Genomic DNA, 22,288 nt, shown 5'->3' with positions numbered 1-22,288 from the left:
CCACCTTGGGTCCCGACACGGCCATACCGACGAACGGATCTCGGCGAAGGCCCACCCCAGGGCTCAGGTACGCCACCACAGCACGCGACGAGGCAGCGGGCGCCGAAGGTCTCGCGGTGCATCTCCTCGGCGACCCGCCGAACGCACGGTCAGCGCAGGCCGCCCGGCCCACCGACCCAGCAGCCCCCCGGCCCTCGAACCTCAGCCCTGACCGTCCACCAAATCACCGGGTGATGCCGAAATTCGCCTGGATTTACCTGGTCACACGATGATTCACTGGCCGACCGCAGTCCTCTGACCGGCTGCGGATCCGGTTCGTGGCTTGTCAGCGGCCCCTGTAGGTTCCCCGCTGGGCTTCCTCATGGGCGGCCAGTTGTTGGTCGTCCGGCACACCGCCAGCATCTCGCCCGTGCGCACGCTCGTGCCGAATAGAGCGAGTCTCGTGTAGATCATCCGTTTCGGGTGAAGCGGGTGTGCTCGGCTGGTGGATACGGTCCCCCGGGAACTGAGGAAGAGATCCGGGTGGAAGGGGAGCTGTCGATGTCCGGTACCGGTGCGTTCGGCGATCCGAGGGTGCTTCCCGACTACGCGAGCGCGGTGGGGCGCTCGGCGTATCTGTGGGGCTGGCCGCTGGTGAATCTGCACAACCGGCGGGTGTTCATGCAGCAGCTGCCCGCACCGGGCCTGCTGGCCGGGATCGTGCCCGCCGGCCCGCCCGGAACGCTCGGCATGCTGCGTGACTACGTGCGCCCCGAGGAACGAATCGTCGCGTGCCCGAATCAGGATGTCGCCTACGGATTCGGGGTCCTCGACGCCGAGCGCGGCCCGTCGGTGGTGCAGGTACCCGATTTCGGTGACCGATTCTGGGTGTACCAGGCCGTCGACCAGCGCACCGACTCGTTCGTGCAACTCGGCAAGATGTACGACACCCCACCGGGCTTCTACCTGCTCGCACCCACCTCCTGGGACGGCACGGTCCCCACCGGCATCACCGGCGTGTTCCGGTACGACACCCGCGCCGCAGTGGTAATCCCGCGGGTGTTCCTCGACGACACCCCGCGAGACCGCGAAGCGATCACCCCGCTGATCGACCGGATCAGCATGTACCCGCTGTCGGAATTCGACGGCAGCACGAAAGTCGTGGACTGGTCACAGGCCCCCTCCTACGGCGGCGGGGACGCCACCGGCGACCAAGCAGAAACCCAATGGGTGGACCCCGAAACCTACTTCTCCGTGCTTCCCGAAGTGCTCGATGAGGTGCCGCCGCTACCCGGCGAAGAAGCCCTCTACGCGTGGTTCCGGTCCATCCTTGCCGCCGCCGACCGTGACTCCGGTGTCGCAGAAGCGTTGCGGCAGGCCGCCATCGACGCCGACACCGTCGTGCGGGAACTCTTCGAATTCCGCAACTACGGACTCCCCGCTGGCGGCAACTGGACCACCCAGCGCAACGGGGCCGCGTTCGGCACCGACTACCTGTCCCGCACTGCGGTCGGCAAGTCGAACATCTTCGTCAACACCCCGAACGAAACCTCCTACTACTATCAGGATCTCGACAACACCGGGAACCGGCTACACGGCGCCAACACCTACACCGTGCACTTCCCCGCAGGTCAACTACCGCCGGTGCGCGGATTCTGGTCACTGACCGTGTACAACAAACACCACTTCTTCCACCCCAACGACCTCGACAGGTTCTCACTGGGCACCAAGAACCAGAACCTCACCTACGGCGACGACGGCTCCCTCACCCTCACCATCGGCGGGCCCGCCCCCAGCGACGAGAAACAACTCACGAACTGGCTCCCCGCACCCGACGACGAATTCACCCTCTACCTACGCGCCTACTGGCCCGACCACACCATCCTCGACGGCACCTGGAAACCACCCACCGTCACACTTGGTCAATAACCCCGCACTCTCCTCTGCCGCATAACGTTGTCGGTTGGACGCCATCATGCGCCTCCGGGCGCTGTACCAGGCCGGTCCGGATGTCTCGCCACACCGCGGTGCGAGTGTTGCTGCGGATTCCGCTCCCGCACCGACCGATTCCACCGGTCGTCAGCGTGGACGACTTCGCGCTGCGGCGCCGAAACCGATACGGCACAGCGGTCATCGACGCGGTCACCCACGAACGGATCGATGTTCTGGCCGACCGCAAGTCCGACACGCTCGAAGCGTGGCTGCGTGACAACCCCCGGCGTAGAGGTCGTCGTCCGCGATGGATCAGCCACCTACGCCGAAGCGATCCGGCGCACACGGCCCAGCGCGTTGCAGGTCAGTGACCGCTGGCACCTGTGGCATGGCCTGGCCCGATCGGTGAAGGAGGTCGTTGCCGCGCACGGCCGATGCTGGGACGCAGCCGGGACGCAGCCGCTCTGAGAGAAGGGGCGAGCGCGGGCTGGTCACGTACTCGTCGAAATGCCGGCGACGGCGAATGCGCTGCCGTTGCGCGTCCTGCCGTTGCTGATCGAGTTGCGTCAGCGTCAGCGGCGCGTACTCGGCGACGCATCCCGAAAACCATCGACGACACGAGGTCCCGATCAGGCCCGGTCAACTGTCAGCGCAATCATGAGGTCCGGATTCATCCTGAAATTCGAGGATGCGCTCGCCGGGCCCGTGTTGCCTAGTCCGGACGTCGAGGCCGCCACCGCCGGAGGGCTGCGGCACCGACCACCGCTCGTCGCGTCAGTGCGCGCGCAGGATGGATTCGAATGCTGCGGCGAGACGGTCCAGGGGCGCGTTGTCACCTTCCGCGCGGCACAGCACCAGCGCGCCTTCGATCCCGGCGATCAGCATTGTCGCCAGGTTTTCGGCGTCGGGGTCGGGAGTTCCGTTGCGACGCAGACAGTCCCGGAACGCACCCTGCCAGCGATCGTAGATTCCGCGGGCGATCTCACGCAGTGTGTCATCGCCGCGGTCCGCTCCGAGCGTGACGGCCGCGACCGGGCTACCGGGCGGATGTTCCCCGCTGGTCAGCATCATCTTGACGCCTGCGATGATCGCGCGCACCGCCGAGATCGGATCCTGGTTGACGCACCACGACTCGATGAACGCGCCCACCGTGGCATCGGTGGCGGCCAACACTTCCGCGGCGACCTCGGTCTTGCCACCCGGGAAGTGATGATAGATCACACCGCGATGAGCACCGGCCTGACTCGCGATCTCCCGAATGCCCGTCGCACCGTAGCCACGGCCACGAAAAAGCAGCGCCGCCTGCTCGATCATCTGATTGCGAGTATCCCGCGCCACCTGCGTCCCTCCACAACCTTGACTAAGCCGATCGACATAGACAATACTCACCCATGCCACTAAGTCGATCGTCTTAGCACTGGTCCGCCACATCGCATCCGCGAGAAGGACACGCTCATGAGCCACAACGTCACGGTCACAACCCATTCCAGCGTCATGGTGGTGACCATCGATCGCCCCGCCAGGCGAAACGCCGTCGATCTACCGACCGCTCGGGCGCTGATCGACGCGTTCGAACGATTCGATCTCGACAACACCAGCAACGTCGCCGTCCTGACCGGCGCCGGGGAGGCGTTCTGCGCGGGCGCCGACCTCGTGGCAATCGACCGAGGCGAGCGCAAACCACTGGTACCGGACGGAACCTTCGCGCCCATGGGGCCGGTGCGGCTGACTCTGTCCAAGCCGGTGATCGCGGCGATCGAGGGACCCGCCGTCGCCGGCGGTCTGGAACTGGCCGCATGGTGTGATCTGCGAATCGCGGGCAAGTCCTCCTATTTCGGTATGTTCAACCGCCGGTTCGGAGTGCCGTCTTGTGATCTCGCCAGCATCCGGCTCCCCCGGCTGGTGGGCTACGGGCGCGCCATGGAACTCATACTCACGGGCCACAGAGTCCCGGCCGACGAAGCACTGGCGATCGGGTTGATCAATCAGGTGGTCGACGACGGCACCGCCCTGTCGGCCGCACTCGAACTCGCCGCCGAGCTCGCCTCGGTTCCGCAAACCGCGATGCGCAACGATCGACGGGCGCTCATCGAGGCCGCCGACCTCAGTGAATCGGATGCGATTGCCAACGAAATCCGATTCGCCCTGGCAACACTCGAATCGGGAGAGCTACAAACCGGAGCCGCCGAATTCGCGCAGGGAGCCGGCCGAAACGGCCGCCGGAATTGATCGCGAACCACGAACGGAGCGGGCGATGAGTGAACAGTCGCAGAATATCGAGTACGAAAAGGTTGATCGAATTGCCGTTATCACCTTGAATCGCCCGGATCGCCGCAACGCCATCGATCCGGGAATGGATGCGCGGCTGCGGGAGATCTGGGCCGATTTCGCCGCCGACGACGACGTCGATGTCGCGATCTGGACAGGCGCGGGAACGTCATTCTGTTCCGGCGCCGACCGCGATACCTGGTTCATGCAGTGGCTGTCCGCTACCCCGGCCGATGTCCAGCGTCATGCCACTGCGGTCGGATTCGGCGGCCTCACCCGGGGCCTGCACCACATCACCAAACCGGTGATCGGCGCCATCAACGGCTGGGCACTCGGCGGCGGATTGGAGTTGGCCCTGGCCTGCGATATCCGCATCGCCTCGGACCGCGCCATGTTCGGCAGCCCATTGGTGGGTCTTGGTATTCATCACGGCGATGGCGGGATCTCCCGGCTGGTCAACACATGCGGAGTAGCAGTCGCGCTCGATCTGGAACTGAGCGGCGAACCGATCGACGCCGAACGCGCACTGGCATGCAACCTCGTAACTCGGGTCGTTGCCCACGATGAACTCATGTCGTCGGCACATGCTTTGGCGCGCCGTATCATCGACCACGATCAGGGTGCGGTGCGATCGGCCAAACGCACCGTACTCGACGTCGTCGGCCGTCGCCTCGACGACCAACTCGAGCGGGAGGCGCTGGCAGCGTACGCGACTGCCGGCGGTAGCCACACGAAACAGGTTTTCGACACCATCAGCAACCGCCGGTGACCGCAGGCAGTCGACAGCCCAGAGACGCCGCCGGCTGGTCAGGTAATCGGCGATCTCGGAATCCGGGCGTCGCTCTGCCGCCAGGAAAGCAGCATTCCCCCACACACCCCACAGCATGTTCTTGACGTCGTGAATCGCGGCGAAAAAGGGCGGCATCGACCGCGAGGACCTGACGCCGCCGTTCCGCGGACAACACCCGATGGTGTTCGATGGAGCGCCGGTAGACCAGCCGCGCCAGCCGGCCCGCTTCGGTGGTCACCGAGTCGAACGCGGCCAGCAGCGTGTCCGGCTCGGCGTGGACGAGGTAGTCACCATCGGCGATCAACTCATCCAGCCTGCCGGCGGGGGCAGCGTGAGTGGCGATGTGCCTCAACGCGTATGGGGGTGCGGATTCCCATACTCGGCGGCCGTCTTCGGTGACCGGAATTCGATCCAGCAGGGCGTCCACGAGATCGTCGCAGGGGATGCCTGGTGTCTCGGCACAGGCGAACGGTCGCGAACTCCGTGGGTTCGCCTCACCGGCCGAATCGGGCACAGCGCCATACCTCCAACCACCGGCGCCGACCGTACCGCCGGGCGGCCCACCGAGGCCCGTGAAATTCGGTGCACCGACTCGGCCGTATCGCGCCGTTCACCGCAACGGACCGCCCGGCCGCGGAAAATCGCCCTGGGTTCGGGCCCGGGAAGCCGTTCGGGTGCCGATGTCTTCGTTCGCCGCTTCCCGCTTGACCTGCTCGAACATTCGCTTCAGCCGCGCCTCCCGCTCCTGCGCGTTCGTGCCGTCGAGCTGGCCGGCGAAGGCGCGGCGCGCGGACTCCACCAGGGAGTCGGGGATGTTCGGGTAGGCGCGGGCGATCTCCCACAGGGCCGCCTCGGTCTGCCCGTCCAGACCGGAATCCGAGGCCAGGCCGCGTCCCGCGCGCACCGAGGCGAGTTCCTCCTCGAAGCTGCCGCGCAGTTCGTCCTCGGTGGGGTGGTTCATGCGCACGTCGACTCCTTACCGTCTCACCGGCGGTTCATCTGCTCGATGCCCGCTCGAATTGCGGCGCAGTTCGTCGTCTCTCGAGTCTTCGTTGCGCATCGTCTCTCCCTTCTTCGAATGTCTCGCGCCGTCACCGGCCGAAGATTCGCGCGCGGCGGTCCGGGTCGGCGCAGACGTCGCGAATCAGCAGCCCGATGTCGTATCCGGGCGACATCGCGCGATACCGCAGCTCACAGGCGACGGCCCCGCCGACCACCACCATGAACCGAGTCAGGTTCTCCCCCAACACTTCCCAGACCACCGACACCGAGGCAGGCTCGAGGTCCAGCAGCCGGTCACCCACCCGCAACGCCAGCCCGTCGACGTTCCGATAGAACACCACGGACACACCACCCAACTCGCCGTAGACCCCACCCGGCGCCTGCATCACCGCCGCGACCGCCTCCAGCCTGCCGGTGGCCGGGTCGAACCGGGCGTACTCCCCGAATCCACCGTAAGCCTGCACTGTGATCTGCGCATTCGCCTGCTTCGGCGTGGTGGTGAACATCCGGCGACGAGCAGCGTTACCTCTGTCCATGGCCGGGGCGCCGGGCGGTCCGGATGGCCTCATCGAATCCGGACGGGACCACGGCGGGGGCGGAGGAGTCGTCCATCCGGTTCCCGAGGGCGGAGCCGTTGGGGTCGTGGGTTGTGTCACCTGATGCCCCGCACCCCAAACATGTTGTGCTGAGCGGTGATCCGTGGAAGGAACCTGGGGCGCAGACTGCTCGGAACCGTAGGGCACCGGCGGCGGCGAACCCGACCAGGCAGAATGCACCGACGCACCGTGTTGGCCCGACTGACCCTGTTGCGGAGAATACCACTTCTGCTCCGGAGGAACCGGCCACTGCGTCCTCGGCTCATCCCGCTGTTGCCCGGAAGGCATCGGCGGCTGCCCGGCTACTGGCTCCTCAGGGACGGCCCGGGGCGTTCTGGGGAGCGTGAAGTCGCCCGGCGGGCTGGATTGGGTCGGCGGCACCGGTGTGTCCGGCGGCCCCGGAGGCACAGGGGAATCCGGAACCTGCGGAGGCTGGGGCGGGTACGGAGACGTCGGCGATTCCGGCGGCACCGGCAGTTCGGGCGGCTGCGGCAGCTCAGGCGGCACCGGCAGCTCAGGCGGCTGCGGAAGGTCGGGCGGCTGTGGGAGTTTCGGAGGATCCGGCGGGCGGGCAGGTTCGGCGGGCTCCGGAGGTGCTGGTGGCACTGGCGTGTGTGGGGGTCTTGGGGGGTGCGGAGGCTCCGGAGAGTGTGGAGGTTCCTCAGGTTGGGCGAACGAGAGGCATGGGTCTATGGGGGTGTTGGGTTCTACCTCGGGGAGTTCAAGATCGTCGTCATGCGGCGGGTGGGGGATGTTCGAGCGGAGGATGGGGCCGCGAGGGCGAGGGGTTTCCTCGTCCGGTTGGCTGTGGTTGCGATCGATCCGGTCTTCCAGCTTGGCGTGCCAGAATTCCAGCTCCCGCGCGAGGTTTCGGCGCTGCTGCATGAGCCGGTCGTATTCCGCGTTCGCCCACCGGGTTGCGTCGTCATCGTCCGCGGGCGGCCGCGTACCGTCGGGCTCCGGGCCCTCGGCCGCATCCACACCCCGCAGCGTGTCGGCGTCGTTTCCCGTGTGCGACCGCACGATTCGGCCGAATCCGCCGTGCTCGAACCGCGCCACACCGGTCAGCAACGCATGCAGCACACGGGCGGGTTCCGAAGCGTCACGACCGTTCAGCGCGACGTCGAGGAAAGCGTCCGCGAGTGCCTCCCCCGCCCGCAGCGCGCCGCGCTGGAAGCTGTAGCGGCTGAGCTGCCGCAGCCAGGCGTGGTACTCCTCGGCGTCGACGTGGCCCCGCGTCGACTTGTAGTGCGCCAGCAGCACATCCTCGGCCAGATCCCGCGCCCACTTACCGCCCGCGTAGTCCAGCGCATGACCCAGCTCGTGCACGATCGTCGCGTACACCGGCCGGTCGGCCACGCCGCGCGGCGAGTATCCGGTGCGCTCCGCACGCTCCTTCGACGCCCGCAACTCCTCCGGGTGCGTAGCGAAATGCCGGTCCAGCGTGATGGATTCGGCGTAGTAGGTGCCGTCGGTACGCTTGCGCCAGGCCGCCTCCGCGTGCCGGTTGCCGTCGAGGTCGGCGATCTCGACGCGACGCAGGTCGATCTGCGGATGCCGGCTGAGGATCTCGTCGACCGCCCGCGCGTATTCCCGCAGCGTCACCACGTCCGTCTCGGAGTCGAAGCCACGGATCTCGAGCCACGGATACCGTTTCCCGAGTTCATTCACGATGCCGCCGCGATCCAGCGCCGACCACACGTCATCGGTAGGCGGCTGCCGGTTCGACAGCGACTCGTCGGGACGCACGAACGCATCGTCCGGGGAGTCGTTGCGGTGCACCGTATCTCGCGTGGCCGGGGCCTCGGTACGGTGCACCCCATCCCGCACAGCCGGGGAACCGGCGCGGTGCACCACGTCTCGCACGGCCGGGGCCTCCGCGGGATCCGTTCCGCGGTCCCGGGTTTCGTACCCGGACTCTCCATTCCGGGGCGTACCGTTGCCGGAATCACCGGTGTCGGAAGGTGGTTCGTCTCGGCGGAGCAGTCGGTCGGCGATACGTTTCAGCCTGCCGCCGCCCGCCTCGTCCGAGGGGTCCAGGGCGGCGGTGCCGTCGCGCAGCGTCTCCGCGATCCGGTTCACCAGCCGCTGCGGATCCGCATCCGACATACCCTCCAGGTACCGCGACAGCACGTCGCCCGCATCGCCCCACGGCGTCGGCGCGGGTACCCGCCATCCGCCGCTCCCGTCACGCTCGAGCCACACCGACAGGTCGACCCCGCCGACCTGGAACGTGTGCAGATCGTAGCGGAGCGTGTCGCGCGGCGTCAGCCCGTCGGTCGAGGTCGTCGGGATGCGGCGCATCTTCAGCTGTTCGGCCACATGCGCCGGATGCGGCTCACCCAGAGTGGGATCGTTACGCGCCTGTTCGAAACCGATATCCACGAAGTCGCCGACGAGCCCGCTGGGCGACCGATCGAACCGGGACCTTGCCGGGGTGTCGAAGGCGTAGGGACCGAGTTGCGCCAGCCACGCGTCGTATCCCAGATCGGTGAGGCCCTCGCTGCGATACCGCAGGTAGTGCGCCAGCATCTGGGTCGTGGCCTCACCGAATTCGGGCATGCGGTACTGGCCCTCGGCCGTGCGCCGATCGGTGTCGACGAATGTCAGCAGCCCGTTCTCGCCCACGACCATCGACCGGTACTCGAGGCGATGCGCACCGTCCCACAACGCGTCGATGTACTCCGGCCGCTGCTCGGCCAGCCGCCGCAACGCGTCCAGATGCCCGCCCGCCTCGGCGATCACCAGCAGCCTCGGCCGCGGATCCATCGCCCGGGAAGGCAGCAGCGCGACATTATCGGTCAGCCGCTCCCCCGCGGACGTGCGATCCAGTTCCCTATCCAGCGCGGTACGAGCCACCTCCGACAGCTGCTCCGGAGTCCACTTGTACGTTGATTTCTTTGCCGCAGTGAGTGTTTCGAGAGAAGTATCGGTCTCACGGATCTCGGGCGGACTACCCCAGCGCCGGTGCGGGCCGTCGATCGCGGCCCGGACCACGTCGAAGGCGATCTCGGCGCGGTTCAGCCCGACCTTGTCGATGTAGCGGCGCAACGCCTTTCGCCCCGCCTCGTAGGCCACCTGTTCCGGCGGGGGTGCGTCGGCCGAGCGCTCCGCCGCCCGCACCGCCTTGCGGTATGCCTTGTCGTAGGCATTGCCGTACACACGCTCGGCGGGACCGACCGGCGCCGGCGTCCCCGCCTCCCGCATCACACGGATCGTTTCGATCTCGTCGGCGAAATCGTGCGCCCGCTCGCCGCGCAGCGCCGGGCTGTCGACCGGACGCGGCGGCGGCACCTCGTCGGCGAAGTCGTAGGCGGGCTCGGCACGCACCGCCCGAATGTCGAGGGGTTGCGGCGGCACCTCGTTGGACGGCGGAATCCCGTGCGCCCGATCCCATTCCGCGGCATAGAACGTGGCCGGATTGCCACCGTCCACGGTCGGCCCCAGATCATGCAGCCGAGCCCGGACAGCACGCACACCAGCACGGAAAGCCGCCGCCTCATGCGTCCACGGATGCACGGCGTCGCTGTCACCGAACATCCGCTCAGCGGCCCGCAACGCGTCCCGGTGAGCGTCGAGATACGCGACCTCCAGCGGATCCCGATACTTATCCCGCCCACCGTCACGACCACGCGCCTGCCGGATATCCTCGAACGCCAGCGCATGCGCCTCAGCCTGCCGATCCAACATCCGATCGACATAGCCCGCGCGATCCAGAATCGACCGCTCCTGCGGCCAACCACGCTGCTCACCAGCCAGATCCGCCATCACGGCGGCGCGGATCAGATCGCCCATCCGAAACTCCGGCGCGCCGTAGGTGGACAGGCGGACGGAGCCGGTGGCCGGGTCGTAGCCGAGCGCGGACGTAACCTCGGGCTCACCGCTGAACCGGATATCGATGCCCAGACGATCCAGGAACGACACCGCCCACCGGCCGACGGGGCTCCCACGGAGCGGACTCTGGGTCGAACTACCCGGCGGCAACCGCAAGCCATTCCATTGGTCCGCGGCCCAATCGGCAAGTGTCGGCCCGGACCGCGGTGTCGAATCACCCTTCGCCGCCGCGGCCGGTTCGTTGTCGGGTATCCCGGCGGCCGCGTCGTCCGAGACATGAACCAGCCGCACGACCCCCGACTCGTCGATGGTGATCCGGACCAGATCGGCGGGCCCCAGTTCGGTGTGCAGCACCGGGGCCCCGAGATCCGCTGCCAACGTGTCGAGCAGATCCAGCCCTACTCGTTCGGCGATCTCACGCTCGATGGCCTCGCGACGACCGGCGATCTCGGCGTGCCGCGGAATCAGGTCCTCCATGAGGAGCCGATCGGGCCTCCGGCTGTGGTCCGGATTCGGGTCGCGCTGCCGCATCTGCTCCAACTGCTCGGCCCGCGTCCCGGTAAAGGCGGGCCCCTGCACTCCGCCCGACAGCATGTTGAGGATTTGCGTCACGCCGTCGAACGCACGATCGAAGCTCTCCTCCACGGCGCGTAACCGGCGGGTCGCGGCGGCGTGCTCGCGCACCAGCCTCTGCACCTGCTGGGCCGAATCCGCCGAGTGCGGAACATATTCCGGCCATGCCGGCGGTGCGGCGCCCTGCGGCGGTGCGGGATCGTGAGCGGCGTCCCACTCCCGGCCGGGCGCTTCGCGCTCGTCGGTCGTCGCACCCGGGCGGCCGAAGGCGTCGAAGTCCCCGTTGACCAGCAGCGCGTTCGTCCCGGCCTCCCGGCCGAGACCGCGCAGCGACTCCGCGGACAGGTTCACCCCGGAATTCCGCGCCTGGTCCACGGCGGCGTTGTAGGCGTCGCGATACACGCCCCGCATCTCGTCACGATAAGAGAGCTGGGCGGGACTCAGCCCGAACGGACGGTCGATCCCGAACCCGGCATCACGCAGCTGCTGCTCGAACTCGGCCTTCCGGCCGAAGGCCGCCGCCTCGATACGATCATGCGCCGCAAGGTGATCCGACCGATCCATCGCCGCGATCCGCGCCGGAGTCACCTCGACATCACCCGAGACAATCGCGCGAACCCGCTCGGCCGCCCGCACCACCGCGGCCGCCTGCTCCGCATGCGTCCGGCCGTCGGTGGCGATCAGAATGTCCATCGTCCGGCCGTTGAACGAATCGACCTCGGCCGGAGCCTTCCCGAGTTCGGAGAACCGCACCGACGCTTCCGCCTCACGCAGCACATCGGCGGCCTCACGACCGACCTCGGTGTGCGACAACAACTCCCAGACCTGAACGAAATTCGGATCCGGAACGTGGGCGAGCCAGCCATCGGCCTGGGTCTCGGGATCGTGGGCGGCACGGTGCGCGTACTCCCGCGCCTGCCGCTCCCTACTCACTTCCTCGCCGCCGGGCGAATCCTCGTGCGGCAGTGGGCCGTCCATCGCATCGGTGCCGCTGCGCGCGCCGGCGAGCGGCTCGACCTCGCCGATGCCCACGCTCCGCGGATCGGTCTGCCGGTGCTTGCCGAGCATCCGGTCCGTGGCGCGGGCGATGTCGCGCACGATCTCCGCGTTGACGCCGTCCTGGTCGAATCCGGAGACGTCCAGGCCGTGCCACTCCGCGAGGATCTCGGCGATCTCCTCGGGCGTAGGGCGCGCCCACTCGTCACCGTTCCGATCACGCGCACCGTCGTCGAAACGGCCGTGTGCATAGTCGGATTCGGGCTGCCGGGATACGTTCGAATCGGGGTCGGCACCGGGGTCGGGGGCGATGGGCGGGGCGTTGCGGGCGGCCGCCTCCAGCAGGTCGTACAGTGCGTGGGCGGGCTCGCTCGCCCGGTCCCCCCACAGCATGACCTCGGCGAAACCCTCTGCGAGTCCCTCGCCGGGCCGGAAGTCCGTCTTCGTCGCCGGGTCGGTGAAGCTGTAGCCGCTCAGCTGCTTCAACCACTCCTCGAATTCGAGAACGTCCGCGCTCGGATTCTTGCGAACGTAGACCCGCAGCAGGTCCATCGGGGGATCGCCCCCCAAACGCACCCGGGTCATCTTCGACCCGGCGTTATCCAGCACATGGCCCATCTCGTGCAGGATCATGGCGCGTACCGGACGCTCGGCGAAGCTCCGATGGAAGCGGCCGTCGCCGATATTGAGATCGACCGAGCGGTGGAATTTGGCCAGGTCCGTGGCAATAGTCCGGTTGACGGTCATCACGGAGTACTGCTGGGTATTGTCGTGGGGCCGTGGAATCGCCGTGGTCTTGGCGAATTGCCCCTCCGCCAGCTCACCGATCCGGATCAGCCGCAGGTCCATCTGCGGATACTCGGATCTCGGGAATCGGGTGAACATTTCCTCGACCGAGCGGCCGATCTCGCGGGCCACGTCCGGGTCGACGCCGTCGTAGTCGAGGAAGTCCACCCCGAACTCGTCGCGCAGGCGTTCGGCGACGCCGTCGGGGTCCAGCGGCAGCCAATCGTCATCGATCCGGGAGCGGCCGTCGGCCCCGCTGTCACCATCGGTCGGCGACATCTCGCCCGCTATCGCGTCCGATCTCGCATTCTTGGAATCTCCTGTGTCCGAGGTGGATCCGTCGGCGGGCAGCCGCCCGGCGCCTCCGCCCGGCCGGTCGGGTTCCGGGCGTGGCCCATCCGCGGGCACGGCGTCCGGCGGATCGTCGCCGCGATCGCCTCGCCCATCCGGATCACCGAACAGGCCCCGGCGAAATTGTGCGAGCCAGTCCTGGAGATCCTGGAAATCCTGCTCCAATTCCTCGTTCCGGCGTCGGAACTCCGCCTCGATCTCCTCGCGGGTCAGGAACGGATCCTGCTGCCGCTCAGAATCGTTCGCCTCGACGTCGGAAGCGCGCAACCGCTCGACCTCGTCCATCAGCCGCTGGTGCTGCCGCTCCGCCTCCGCCTCGTTACGGCGGAAAGCATCGTTCAGCTCGTCGATCTCGTGTCGCGCCGCGTCCCGGATCGCTTGGGCCGCCTGCTCCCCCTGCGACTCCCGCACCCGGCGCATGAGTTCCTCGTGCTGCCGCGCCGCCTGCTCCTCATTGCGCCACGATGCCTCCTTCGCCTGCGCCACGGCCCGTTCCAGCGCCGCGTCGAACGGATTCACCCTCGCAGCCGAATCCCGCTGCACTCCACCATCTCTCGCCACGTCAGACGGTGCCGAACTCTCGGGAACAGTGGTCTCCGCGCGCGGCACCGCCCCCTCGGCAGGCGCCGCTCCCGCAGACGAGGTGACCTCCCCGCGCGGCACCGCCCCCTCAGTGGGCGGCGCGCTCTCAGGCGGCGGCGTTCCTTCGGGCGGCGGCGCACCGTCAGGCGAGGGTGAAGTCTCAGGGGGCGTGGAACTTTCAGGCGGTGTGCCCTCGAGAGGTGGCGCATCACCCTGGACTCGGGGGGACGCGGGGGGTGGGCCGTCGGGCGGGGCGGAGGGCTTGCCGGGTTCGTCGCCCGCGCCCACGGCACGGTTCCGCCGCAATTCCTCCGCGAGGGCGGCCAGCCGGTTGATCCGGTCCTGCCGCTGCCGGACTTCCTCGCGCAACTCCTCGACCGCGGCCGGGAGATCCTCCGGACCCTCGTGCTTATCGATGCGGCCGTCCCGGTACGCCTCGTAGACCTTTGCCTGCGTCTCCGGATCGGCGTCGGCCACATCGACGCCGACCAGTCGCGACCAGTCGCCGGCGGGTTCGAGGCGCGGATCCGAATCGTTCCAGGACACACCGTCTTCGGCCGCCACCCGGGCGGCCGCCTCGGCGACGGCCCGGCCGAACTCCCGCGGATCCGCGGATCCCACGGCGTCGGCGATGACGTCGCGCAGGCCCGGCAGTGCCTCGGTGTCGTGCACGGGGGCTTCGGTGTCGGCGCCCCGCGGGTCGGCCGGAACTCGATTGCCGTCGGCCCCGTGCGAGTACGGATCGGCCTCGAGCAATGCGCCGGCGAACTCCTCGAATGCGGCGCGCACCTGCTCGGTGTTGCGTCGAAGGTGTTGGTCGAGAACCAGATTGAACAGTTTCTTCGGGTCCAGGCCGTGCTCGACGGGGAGCCAGTCGACCGGCCCCTTGGGGGATATCTCGGGTCTCTCGGGCGACAACTCGGTGAGATCGGTGTCTTCGCCCAGCAGCCGCCGCACGAACCGGTCACGGGCGACGTCGACAGCCGGTTGGCCGACCCGGCGCACCAGTGCCGCGTAATCGGTAAGTGCCTGCAACTGCTGGCGGCGCACCGCATTCCGCTGCTCCGGGTCGGTGATCCGGTCGGCCACCGCCTCGGCGGTCAGCTCCTCCTCCGACAGGCCGAGCAGCTGCGCCAGCGGAGACCGGCCCTTGCCGTTGTTGGACAGCAGGTCGTAGAAGTCCTGAATGTCGTTCATCGAGCGCGCGAAATCGCTGAGCGCCTCGAGCTGCCCCGCCCGCACCGCATTGTCCAGCTTCAGATCTGCGATGGCGCGCTCCAGAGCCTGCGGACTCTCCAGCATGCGCGTCAGATCCTCGGGGGTGAGCCCGAGGTCGCGCGCCACGTCCACCAGGTCGCCCAGCATTTCCTGCGGGGACCGAGGCCGGGCGATGCCGCCGTCCGCGGGGCTCGGATCGATGGAGTGCGGGACCGCGCGCCACTCGCCGTCACCGTGCCGCACCATCGTCGCGACGAGTTCGCCGTCGTCGATGGTGCCGCGGTGGTGCCGAACCTCCGGGGTGTCGACCCGGTCGAGGTGGATATGCCCGTCCTCGTCGCGCACCTGCCGGTAGTCGACGACGACTTCGCCGTTGTTGACGGCATCGGCGAGATCGCGGTCTGCGGCAAGCACGTCCGCGAGCACCTCGTCACGATCGCGCGGCCCGTCGATCACCACCAGCCGGTCGGGATCGCCCTCGCCGACGGGAATCCGGGCGGCCTGGTCGTCGAGTGTCTCCCCGACGGGCGGCTGCTCCGGCGGCAGCTCCGCCTCGGCCGCCTCCATGAGTTCGGCGAGCCGCTCGGCGCGGGCGTCGTTCTCCTCTCGCAATCGGGCCAGCGTCCCGTCCAGCACCGGCGTGCCGTCGGGGTTGCGCCCGATGACCTCGTCCAAGCCGAGGCCGAACATCTGTCGCCACGACTGCAATTCGTCGGCCAGCTGGTCCCGCCGTAGCGCGTGCTCGAACCATCCGGGCGTGCCGTCGTCGCGGCCGAATTCGGGGTTCTCGCCGACGTTGGTCCATTCCGGCAGCGGATCCGCGCCGTTACCGACCTCCTGAGTCTGCCGCAGGCCCATGCCGTCGCCACTGGCGGCCATGAACTGGGTGAGGAAGTGACCGGCCGGGTTGTCATCGAAGAAACTGCGCGGGACCGACTCCATATCGATCGGAACCGTCACCCGTCTCTCTGTGCCGTCGGCGTCGCGGAATACGTAGGGGCGGGTCTCCTCCTCCGCATAGCGGCGCGCGGCGTCGGCGAGCCCCTCGATCGCGGCCGCGGCACGCAGGCAGCGGTATTCCTGTTCGGCGAGAGCGGCGCGGATGGCCCGCGGATCGTCGTCCGGGAGCCGGAAGCCCAGGCGCTCCGCCATCTCCTGCAAGGTCTCGTCGTCCGGTGGCGGCCCGTCGTCGTGGTCGGGATCGGGTCCGGACTCGGGCGGCGGATCCGGAATCGGCGCTTCCTCGAGTGCCTTCACCTGGTCGGTGTCGATCAGATAGTGGGTTTTCAGATCCCTGATGATCTGCTGTCGCAGTGCGGGATCGGTGACCGTGTCGAAGTGGTCGAGTATCGCCTGCACGGCCTCGTCGCCCGCCTCGGTGTCGAATCGCGCCAGGTCGAGCAGGATCTTGTGACGCAGTTCCGGATCGATCCGGTGGCGCGTGTCCGGGTGCTCCAACAGGTCGCGAAGATCCTCCAGGGCGTCCTCCGGACGGAAGTGGTCTTCGTCGAGGCTCTGGTGGAGCCGAGCGTGCACCTCGGCGAGATCTTCGTCGGACAGCCACCACTTGTACTCCACGCCGTCGGAGTTGTACGTCGGCACATGGTCTCCGGCGTGCAGGATCATCCGCGACGACAACTGCCCGAAGAACGGCAGATACTCCCGGCCCTTCCAGACGACGACGCTTTCCTTCAGCATCCGCGCCACCGGATCCTCCGCGCTACCGCTGTCGCTGCCGGGGCCTGCCTGTGGCCCGTCCGGCGGGGTCGGAGACGTCGGCGGGGTCGAGGACGGCGGGTGAGGATCCAACAGATCGGGCGCATGGACGATGCCGTCCTTGATGGCCGCCTGGCCGCGCGAGTCCCACCGCGACCCGGACGGATACTTGGCCGCCCCACCCTCGTATCCGCGCGGTGTGATGAATTCGCGGATGCTCCGCAACAGCCGACGCAGCCGCGACTTCTGTTCAGGCCCATCGAAATCCCGGGAAGCGGGCGATCCGGCGACCTCGTCGGGCGCGGGTTTCCAGCCGCCGTCGCCGTCGGGAACGCAGCGCACCGTGACCTGCTCGCCGTCGATCTCTATGGTGATGTCGCGCGACCCCTCGGGCACCTCGATGGAGGTCGGCGCGAGGGGACTCCGCTCGTAGTAGTCGGTGTCCTTGTTGTCGGTGTCCTTGTCACCAGCGTCCTTGTCACCCGGATCCTTATCGCCCGGATCCTTGGCGGCGGAGTTCTCGTCGACGGGGTCCTTGCCCTGTGGGTCGTCGCGGTTCGAGCCCGAACCGTCGTCGCCCGGGTCGTCCGGGGAACCGGCCGGCTTGGAACGGTTGGACGGTGGCTCCTTCCCACCGCCACCCGCGCTGCGGGCGGGCTGGGGCGGCGCTTCTCCAGCCGCCACCGGGGCGACGAACTGGGCGGAACCGTCCGGCTCTTCGGCCTTTCCACTTGCGTCCGGGTCCTGTCTCGGTGCCTGCGGAACCTCCGATCCACCGGACGTTGCCTGAACCCCGGACTGACCCGCACCGTACGGCGGCAAACCGGAGACACCGGCACGACCCTCCCCCTCCGGCGTTGCGCCGGAACGGTTCTGACCATTCGGACCCGCGTTCTCCCCCGCACCACCGGCTTTCGGCGGCGCACCGGAACCACGCTCACCACCGCCCGGCTTACCCGCTTCCGGAGCCCCGCCCTGTGCACGCTGATCCCCACCGGTGACGTCACCCGGCCCACGCACCGGACTCGCCCCACGTGCGGAAGACGAACCACCACTCTGACTTTCACCACCGGGAGGCGAACCCACACCCGACGACGGCGCGGCACCCGCGACCGGACCCGACGGTGCGGCACCGGCAACGGGAGCCCCCGAAGCAACCGGCGCAACCGAATTACCCCCACTCTCAGACGATTCCGAGACCGGCCGCACACCCTCGCCCCCGACCTTCGACACACCGTCCTGCACCCCACCCTCAACACGCGAGCCTTCCGACCCACCCTCGACACGCGAATCCTCCGCACCACCCTCGACACGCGAACTCTCCGACCCACCCTCGACACGGGAACCCTCCGACCCCGCCTCCACACGCGAACCCTCAGCCCCACCGGAGACATCCGCCTGCTGCGACGACGCCCCCGCACGACCGTCGGACTTATCACCAGAATCCCCGGAATCGCCCGAATCCTTCTGCCCCGCACCATCCTCCGCACCAGAGTCCGCCCCCGGACGATCACCGACATCAGACGACCCACCGGACCGCTCCGGCCCCTGCTCACCCCCAGCCGCACGATCCCCCTGCTCGGACGACCCACCTTCACCCGGCCCCCGCTCAGAACGACCGGGCCCCGCACCACCCACAGAATCCTGTTGCCCCGCACCATTATCAGACGACTGCGCCCCCTCCTGCGGGGCACTGTCCTGCCCACCTTCGGGCGTCTGCCCACTGGACCCAGCCGGCTGAACATTCCTCCCCCCGGCCTTCCCCGAACCCTCACTACTCGAATCATCCTTCCCACCAGGCAAGTTCGACTCCCCCGACCCCCGAGGCGCACTCCCATCACCCCCACCCGGAACCCCCATCTCGTCGAACATATTGTTCAACTGAGCCCCAAACCCCGGCCGATTCATCAGTTCCGGGCTATGACCATTCCAGAAATGCGTCGCCCCAGCTTTGTTCGCCCCACTGATCGCCCCATTCGAAGCCCCAGCGGAAAACATGTGCGGATCGATCCCAGCAGATTTCGCGTTTCCCCACGCCTGATCCCAGCCGTGGTGGTAGGTATCGAGGGCCAGCTGGGTCCCGGTCGCGGCCACATACCCCGCACCAGCCCCCGCCAGACCCGCGGTAGTTCCGGTAATCGCACCGCCAGCCACCTTGGCGCCCAGCGAATCACCGAGTTTCTTGCCCAGCGCATTACCCAGCTTGTCGCCGAGCGGACCGGCCGCCGCGCCACCGGCCGCCGAGCTGACGCCGGTGACAAGGACCTGCCCCCAGTCGATTCCGCCCTTCCGGTGCCCGGCGCCCACCTGATACGCCTGGATGCCGATCTCCTGCATCAGGCCCAGCGCCGTATCGATGGCGACATGCCTAGCCATGAACTTCAACGTCGCCGAGGGGATCATCTTGGTGACGATCCGCCGCACGGCTTGCTGCAACGCCTCACTGAGCATGCGCAACCCGATCCGGGTGAACGCGATCGCCGTGGCTTGCACGGCGGGCGCGGTCGGCGGCCAGATCCACGCCGCCGCGATCTCCGCCGCCAGCAACCCCAGCGACGTGATGAACATCAGCTGGGTGTACTCGATCTCCGTGCCGACCTGATAAGCCGACTCCGCGATCAGATCGAAGTTCTTGGCCAGTTCCTCCACGGAGGACTTGCCGTGCATCAGCTGATCGAACGCCTTGGTGATCTCCTCGATCCCCGCGCCCGACGGATAGGCGTTCAGCGAGGCCACCTTGGCATCCAGGATGTCGTCGGAGATCTCCCGCAGGCCCTCCGCGGCCTCACGCCACGGTTGCGCGACCCCGTTCCACATCCGGTCCGGATCACCGTCGGGCCATTCCGATCCCGCCACCCACTCCAACCAAGTGAGCCAGCCGGGCAGCTCAGCCATGCCGATCCACCCCGACGTCACGCATGTTCGTCTTTGATCACCCGGACCACCTGCGCAACACGGGAATTGATGACGGCAGCGAACCTGTCGGCGTCAACGGGTGTGGCAATCGGGTCGCCGTTGTCGGTGGTGATCGAATAGCGGCCGTCATCGATCACGTCGCGCCATTCGAGCTTGTGGTGGGTGATACCGCGCGGACCGAACCGTGATCGGCCCTGAACGATGTCGATCCGGCCTATCAGGGAAGTCGGCCTGCGCAGAAATTCCTCGGACCGGTGGTGGATCGGCGGCTCGGAGACGACTGATCGGCGATATTCGTAGTCGACATCGTCCCGGCCGCCGTATGTGGGGAGAACGATTTCCTCGACGGTGCCCGGCTCCGCATGCGGCAATTCGCCGATGGCGGTTCGTGCCAGGTCGACTGCGGTGCACTCGATGACGACGTAACCGCCGCTGTGCCAGATGCTCTCGCCCGGTAGTTGTTTCACCACGAACCCCGCGCCTGCCGCGCGGACGCCGAGCAGTCGAACCATCGCCTCGGGATTGCCCCGGTCCCGGTCATCCCAGCCGAACACCGCGATCCGGATATCCGGCCTGGACAAAGCTGTGATCACATCATGGATTACGGGGCCGAAGTCGGCGCGGATCCGTGCCCGGGCCTCGTGTTTGGCCTGCTCGTAGTCGTCGTAGTACGGAATTCTGGCGAGGGCCGCGAACGGCCACGGCAGGGCACCTTCCCGCTCGGATTCCCAGAGGCCGACCAACTCCACATCCGAGAATCGCCACCGTCGGCTCATTGCTCGATCACCGGTATGGCAACATGTCTCGGCGCGCCGATCGCGTCATCTGCGTTCGCGCGGTTGGTCAGGTCCTTCAGGCGCTCGTGGCCCTTGTTCTGTCCTTGTCCGGCGCCTTGGCCCGGTGAGCCCCCACCGCCCGGAGTACCGGCTCCCGGCCCTGACGATGCGAGACCTGCTCGCGGTGTCGGCGCTGCGGGGGCTCCCGTGACGCTTGCGCGCGGAAACATTCGCGATTGCGGATTCTGTGCGCGGGCTTCGGGTTTGGTGGCGTTCGCGGCAGGGCCGCCGCCTCGGGCACCGCTCGACGACTGTCCTGTCCGCGCACCGGCGCCTGTCGGAGCGAGTCCGCCGGGCACCTGGGTCGACGTGGGCGGCGGCCCGGCTTTGGTGGCTTCCTCGAGCGCCCGTTGACCGGCCTGCATCGCTTGCTGCGCGGCCTGCGCCGCCTGCGCCGCCCCTGGCGTACTCGCCTGCGGGGTCAGCTGCCCGGTGTCAGGTCGAGACGGCGCGCCGTGGCGGTTGTCGAGACCGGGACCAGGGCCGAGCCCCGAACCCGCCGGACCGGTTCCAGCGGGACCACCGGGACCTCCACCGGCAGGACCACCGGGACCTCCTCCAGCGGGACCACCGGGACCTCCTCCAGCGGGACCACCGGGACCACCGGGACTCGGCTCCGGAGCGCCGGATTTCGTCGGGACCGCACCGTCCAGGATCGGCATCTGCGCCGCCGCACCTTTGACACCCGGGACGTACACCGCGGCGAAAAGCCTATTCGCCTCGTTCACCTGCTCGTGGGCCCGCTTCGACCGCTCTGGATAATCCTCACCCGGGTAGAGAGCCACCTCGGCCGTCGCCGGCAGACAGCCCTGCATGAAATCCCGGGTCTGCCACATGACTTTCACCGCATACTTGAGATTGTCGCTCACATCGTGCATCGCGGTTGTCAGGGTGTGGGATTGCTTTCTGAAAGCCGCCGCGGCGGCTCGCGCTTGGTCGGCGCCACGGCCCTGCCAGTCGTCGTCATTCCAGTCTTCACTGGACATTATTTCGAATGTTTTCCCCACTGCCCGCGATAGCATCGACCATCGAGCGGCGCTTTCGGTGCCCGGCGCGACATTTATCTCCCGTGCCAGTCTGTCGATCTGCGACGGGTCGATACCAGCCTCGATAAGTGGTGGCGGAACTCCTTTGCGACCACCTGCGGATCCGATCGGCGCCTGGTAGAAGTTGTTCGTCCGCGGCCGCGTGTCTCGCTCGGTTGCCACCGGTGGCGAACCCTCCATGCGATAGGACTTGTTCGAGGGTTGGTTGCCGAATCTGGGGATCGTGAAGGTCTGCCCGCCTCGCAGGTCGACGTCGTACCGGTCATACGCGACGGGGCCCTTTTTCAGGAGATCTCTGAATCCCTTGGTCGATCCGGCCTCGGCTTCGGCATGGATGCGGCCCGCGGCCAGCAGGCTGTCCACCATCGCCTCCAAACTTTCGATATTCCGACCGATCATGCGCCGCAATTCGTCACATTTGGAATTGAACAGCCTCTCCAAATCCTTACCGGATTGCAGTGGCCCGAACGCTCCGGTCACCGTGAGATTGTCTGTCTCTGCCTTGATCAGCTTCAACTGATCGATGGCCGTAGCGGTCGCATTCGCCCGCTTCTGCGCCGCTTCCTTTCCGAATTTCAGCCCTTGGCCCGATGCGGCACGCCACAGGTCGGCAATCTCGTTTCTGTGTCCCATGGGACTTCCCCTTTCGGAAACCCTGTCCGTCACAGTGTGCCGGGGCGACATCGGATGATCCTTGTTTTTTCACGCACTGCGGTTGTCCATTTGCGCATTACACCGTTTCGGTGACGTCACCGCGCCGACCATTTCGAACGGCTACTCGTCCGAAGCCACCGTGGTCGACGGGCCGAGCGGCCGGTCGATGCAGCCCTCAGATCTCCACTATGTGGGTTGTCGACATGCCGGCAT

9 protein-coding genes and 1 pseudogene are annotated in these 22,288 nt (G+C 67.8%); 4 read left to right on the top strand and 6 right to left on the bottom strand.

Annotated elements, in window-relative coordinates; translation table 11 throughout:
• Positions 1-540 precede the first annotated feature (540 nt).
• Together D892_RS0123070 and D892_RS45550 are read left to right on the top strand one after the other, a co-directional pair.
• Positions 541-1,908: a DUF1254 domain-containing protein gene (locus D892_RS0123070; RefSeq protein ID WP_024803496.1), complete on the top strand. Its 1,368-nt coding sequence runs from the start codon at positions 541-543 to the stop codon at positions 1,906-1,908.
• A 74-nt stretch (positions 1,909-1,982) separates the two neighbouring features.
• Positions 1,983-2,376 (top strand): annotated as a pseudogene (locus D892_RS45550) (transposase); the annotation flags it as partial.
• 309 nt (positions 2,377-2,685) lie between these two features.
• On the opposite strand, the gene D892_RS0123060 reads toward D892_RS45550, so the two are convergent.
• On the bottom strand, positions 2,686-3,375 hold the full coding sequence (locus D892_RS0123060) for a TetR/AcrR family transcriptional regulator (protein WP_198036971.1): 690 nt from the start codon (positions 3,373-3,375) through the stop codon (positions 2,686-2,688).
• Here D892_RS0123060 and D892_RS0123055 point away from each other — a divergent pair.
• Both D892_RS0123055 and D892_RS0123050 read left to right on the top strand, forming a co-directional pair.
• Positions 3,367-4,140 carry a crotonase/enoyl-CoA hydratase family protein gene (locus D892_RS0123055; RefSeq protein WP_024803493.1) on the top strand — a complete coding sequence of 258 codons (774 nt, stop codon included), beginning with the start codon at positions 3,367-3,369 and terminating at the stop codon, positions 4,138-4,140. The genes D892_RS0123060 and D892_RS0123055 overlap by 9 nt on opposite strands.
• A gap of 25 nt (positions 4,141-4,165) precedes the next feature.
• Positions 4,166-4,948: an enoyl-CoA hydratase/isomerase family protein gene (locus D892_RS0123050; protein ID WP_024803492.1), complete on the top strand. Its 783-nt coding sequence runs from the start codon at positions 4,166-4,168 to the stop codon at positions 4,946-4,948.
• Here D892_RS0123050 and D892_RS46970 read toward each other — a convergent pair.
• The 5 genes from D892_RS46970 to D892_RS46965 form a co-directional block, all read right to left on the bottom strand.
• A complete protein-coding gene (locus D892_RS46970; protein ID WP_156959646.1) occupies positions 4,932-5,396 on the bottom strand; it encodes a hypothetical protein in 465 nt (154 codons plus the stop codon). The two genes, D892_RS0123050 and D892_RS46970, sit on opposite strands and share 17 nt — an antisense overlap.
• Positions 5,397-5,579: 183 nt before the next feature.
• Positions 5,580-5,930 (bottom strand): hypothetical protein, encoded by a 351-nt coding sequence (locus tag D892_RS47885; protein ID WP_063629970.1) that lies wholly within the window; start codon positions 5,928-5,930, stop codon positions 5,580-5,582.
• Between the two features lie 130 nt (positions 5,931-6,060).
• Positions 6,061-19,518 carry a hypothetical protein gene (locus tag D892_RS0123040; protein WP_084161189.1) on the bottom strand — a complete coding sequence of 4,486 codons (13,458 nt, stop codon included), beginning with the start codon at positions 19,516-19,518 and terminating at the stop codon, positions 6,061-6,063.
• A gap of 17 nt (positions 19,519-19,535) precedes the next feature.
• Positions 19,536-20,315, bottom strand: a complete 780-nt coding sequence (locus D892_RS0123025; RefSeq protein ID WP_024803488.1) for an ESX secretion-associated protein EspG — start codon at positions 20,313-20,315, stop codon at positions 19,536-19,538.
• Positions 20,312-22,054, bottom strand: a complete 1,743-nt coding sequence (locus tag D892_RS46965; protein ID WP_156959645.1) for a hypothetical protein — start codon at positions 22,052-22,054, stop codon at positions 20,312-20,314. The genes D892_RS0123025 and D892_RS46965 overlap by 4 nt, the downstream gene beginning before the upstream one ends.
• Between the last annotated feature and the right edge of the window lie 234 nt (positions 22,055-22,288).

The sequence above is a fragment of the Nocardia sp. BMG51109 genome, assembly GCF_000526215.1.
In the GTDB taxonomy this organism is placed as follows: Bacteria; Actinomycetota; Actinomycetes; order Mycobacteriales; family Mycobacteriaceae; genus Nocardia.
This window is presented reverse-complemented; position numbering and strand designations above follow the sequence as displayed.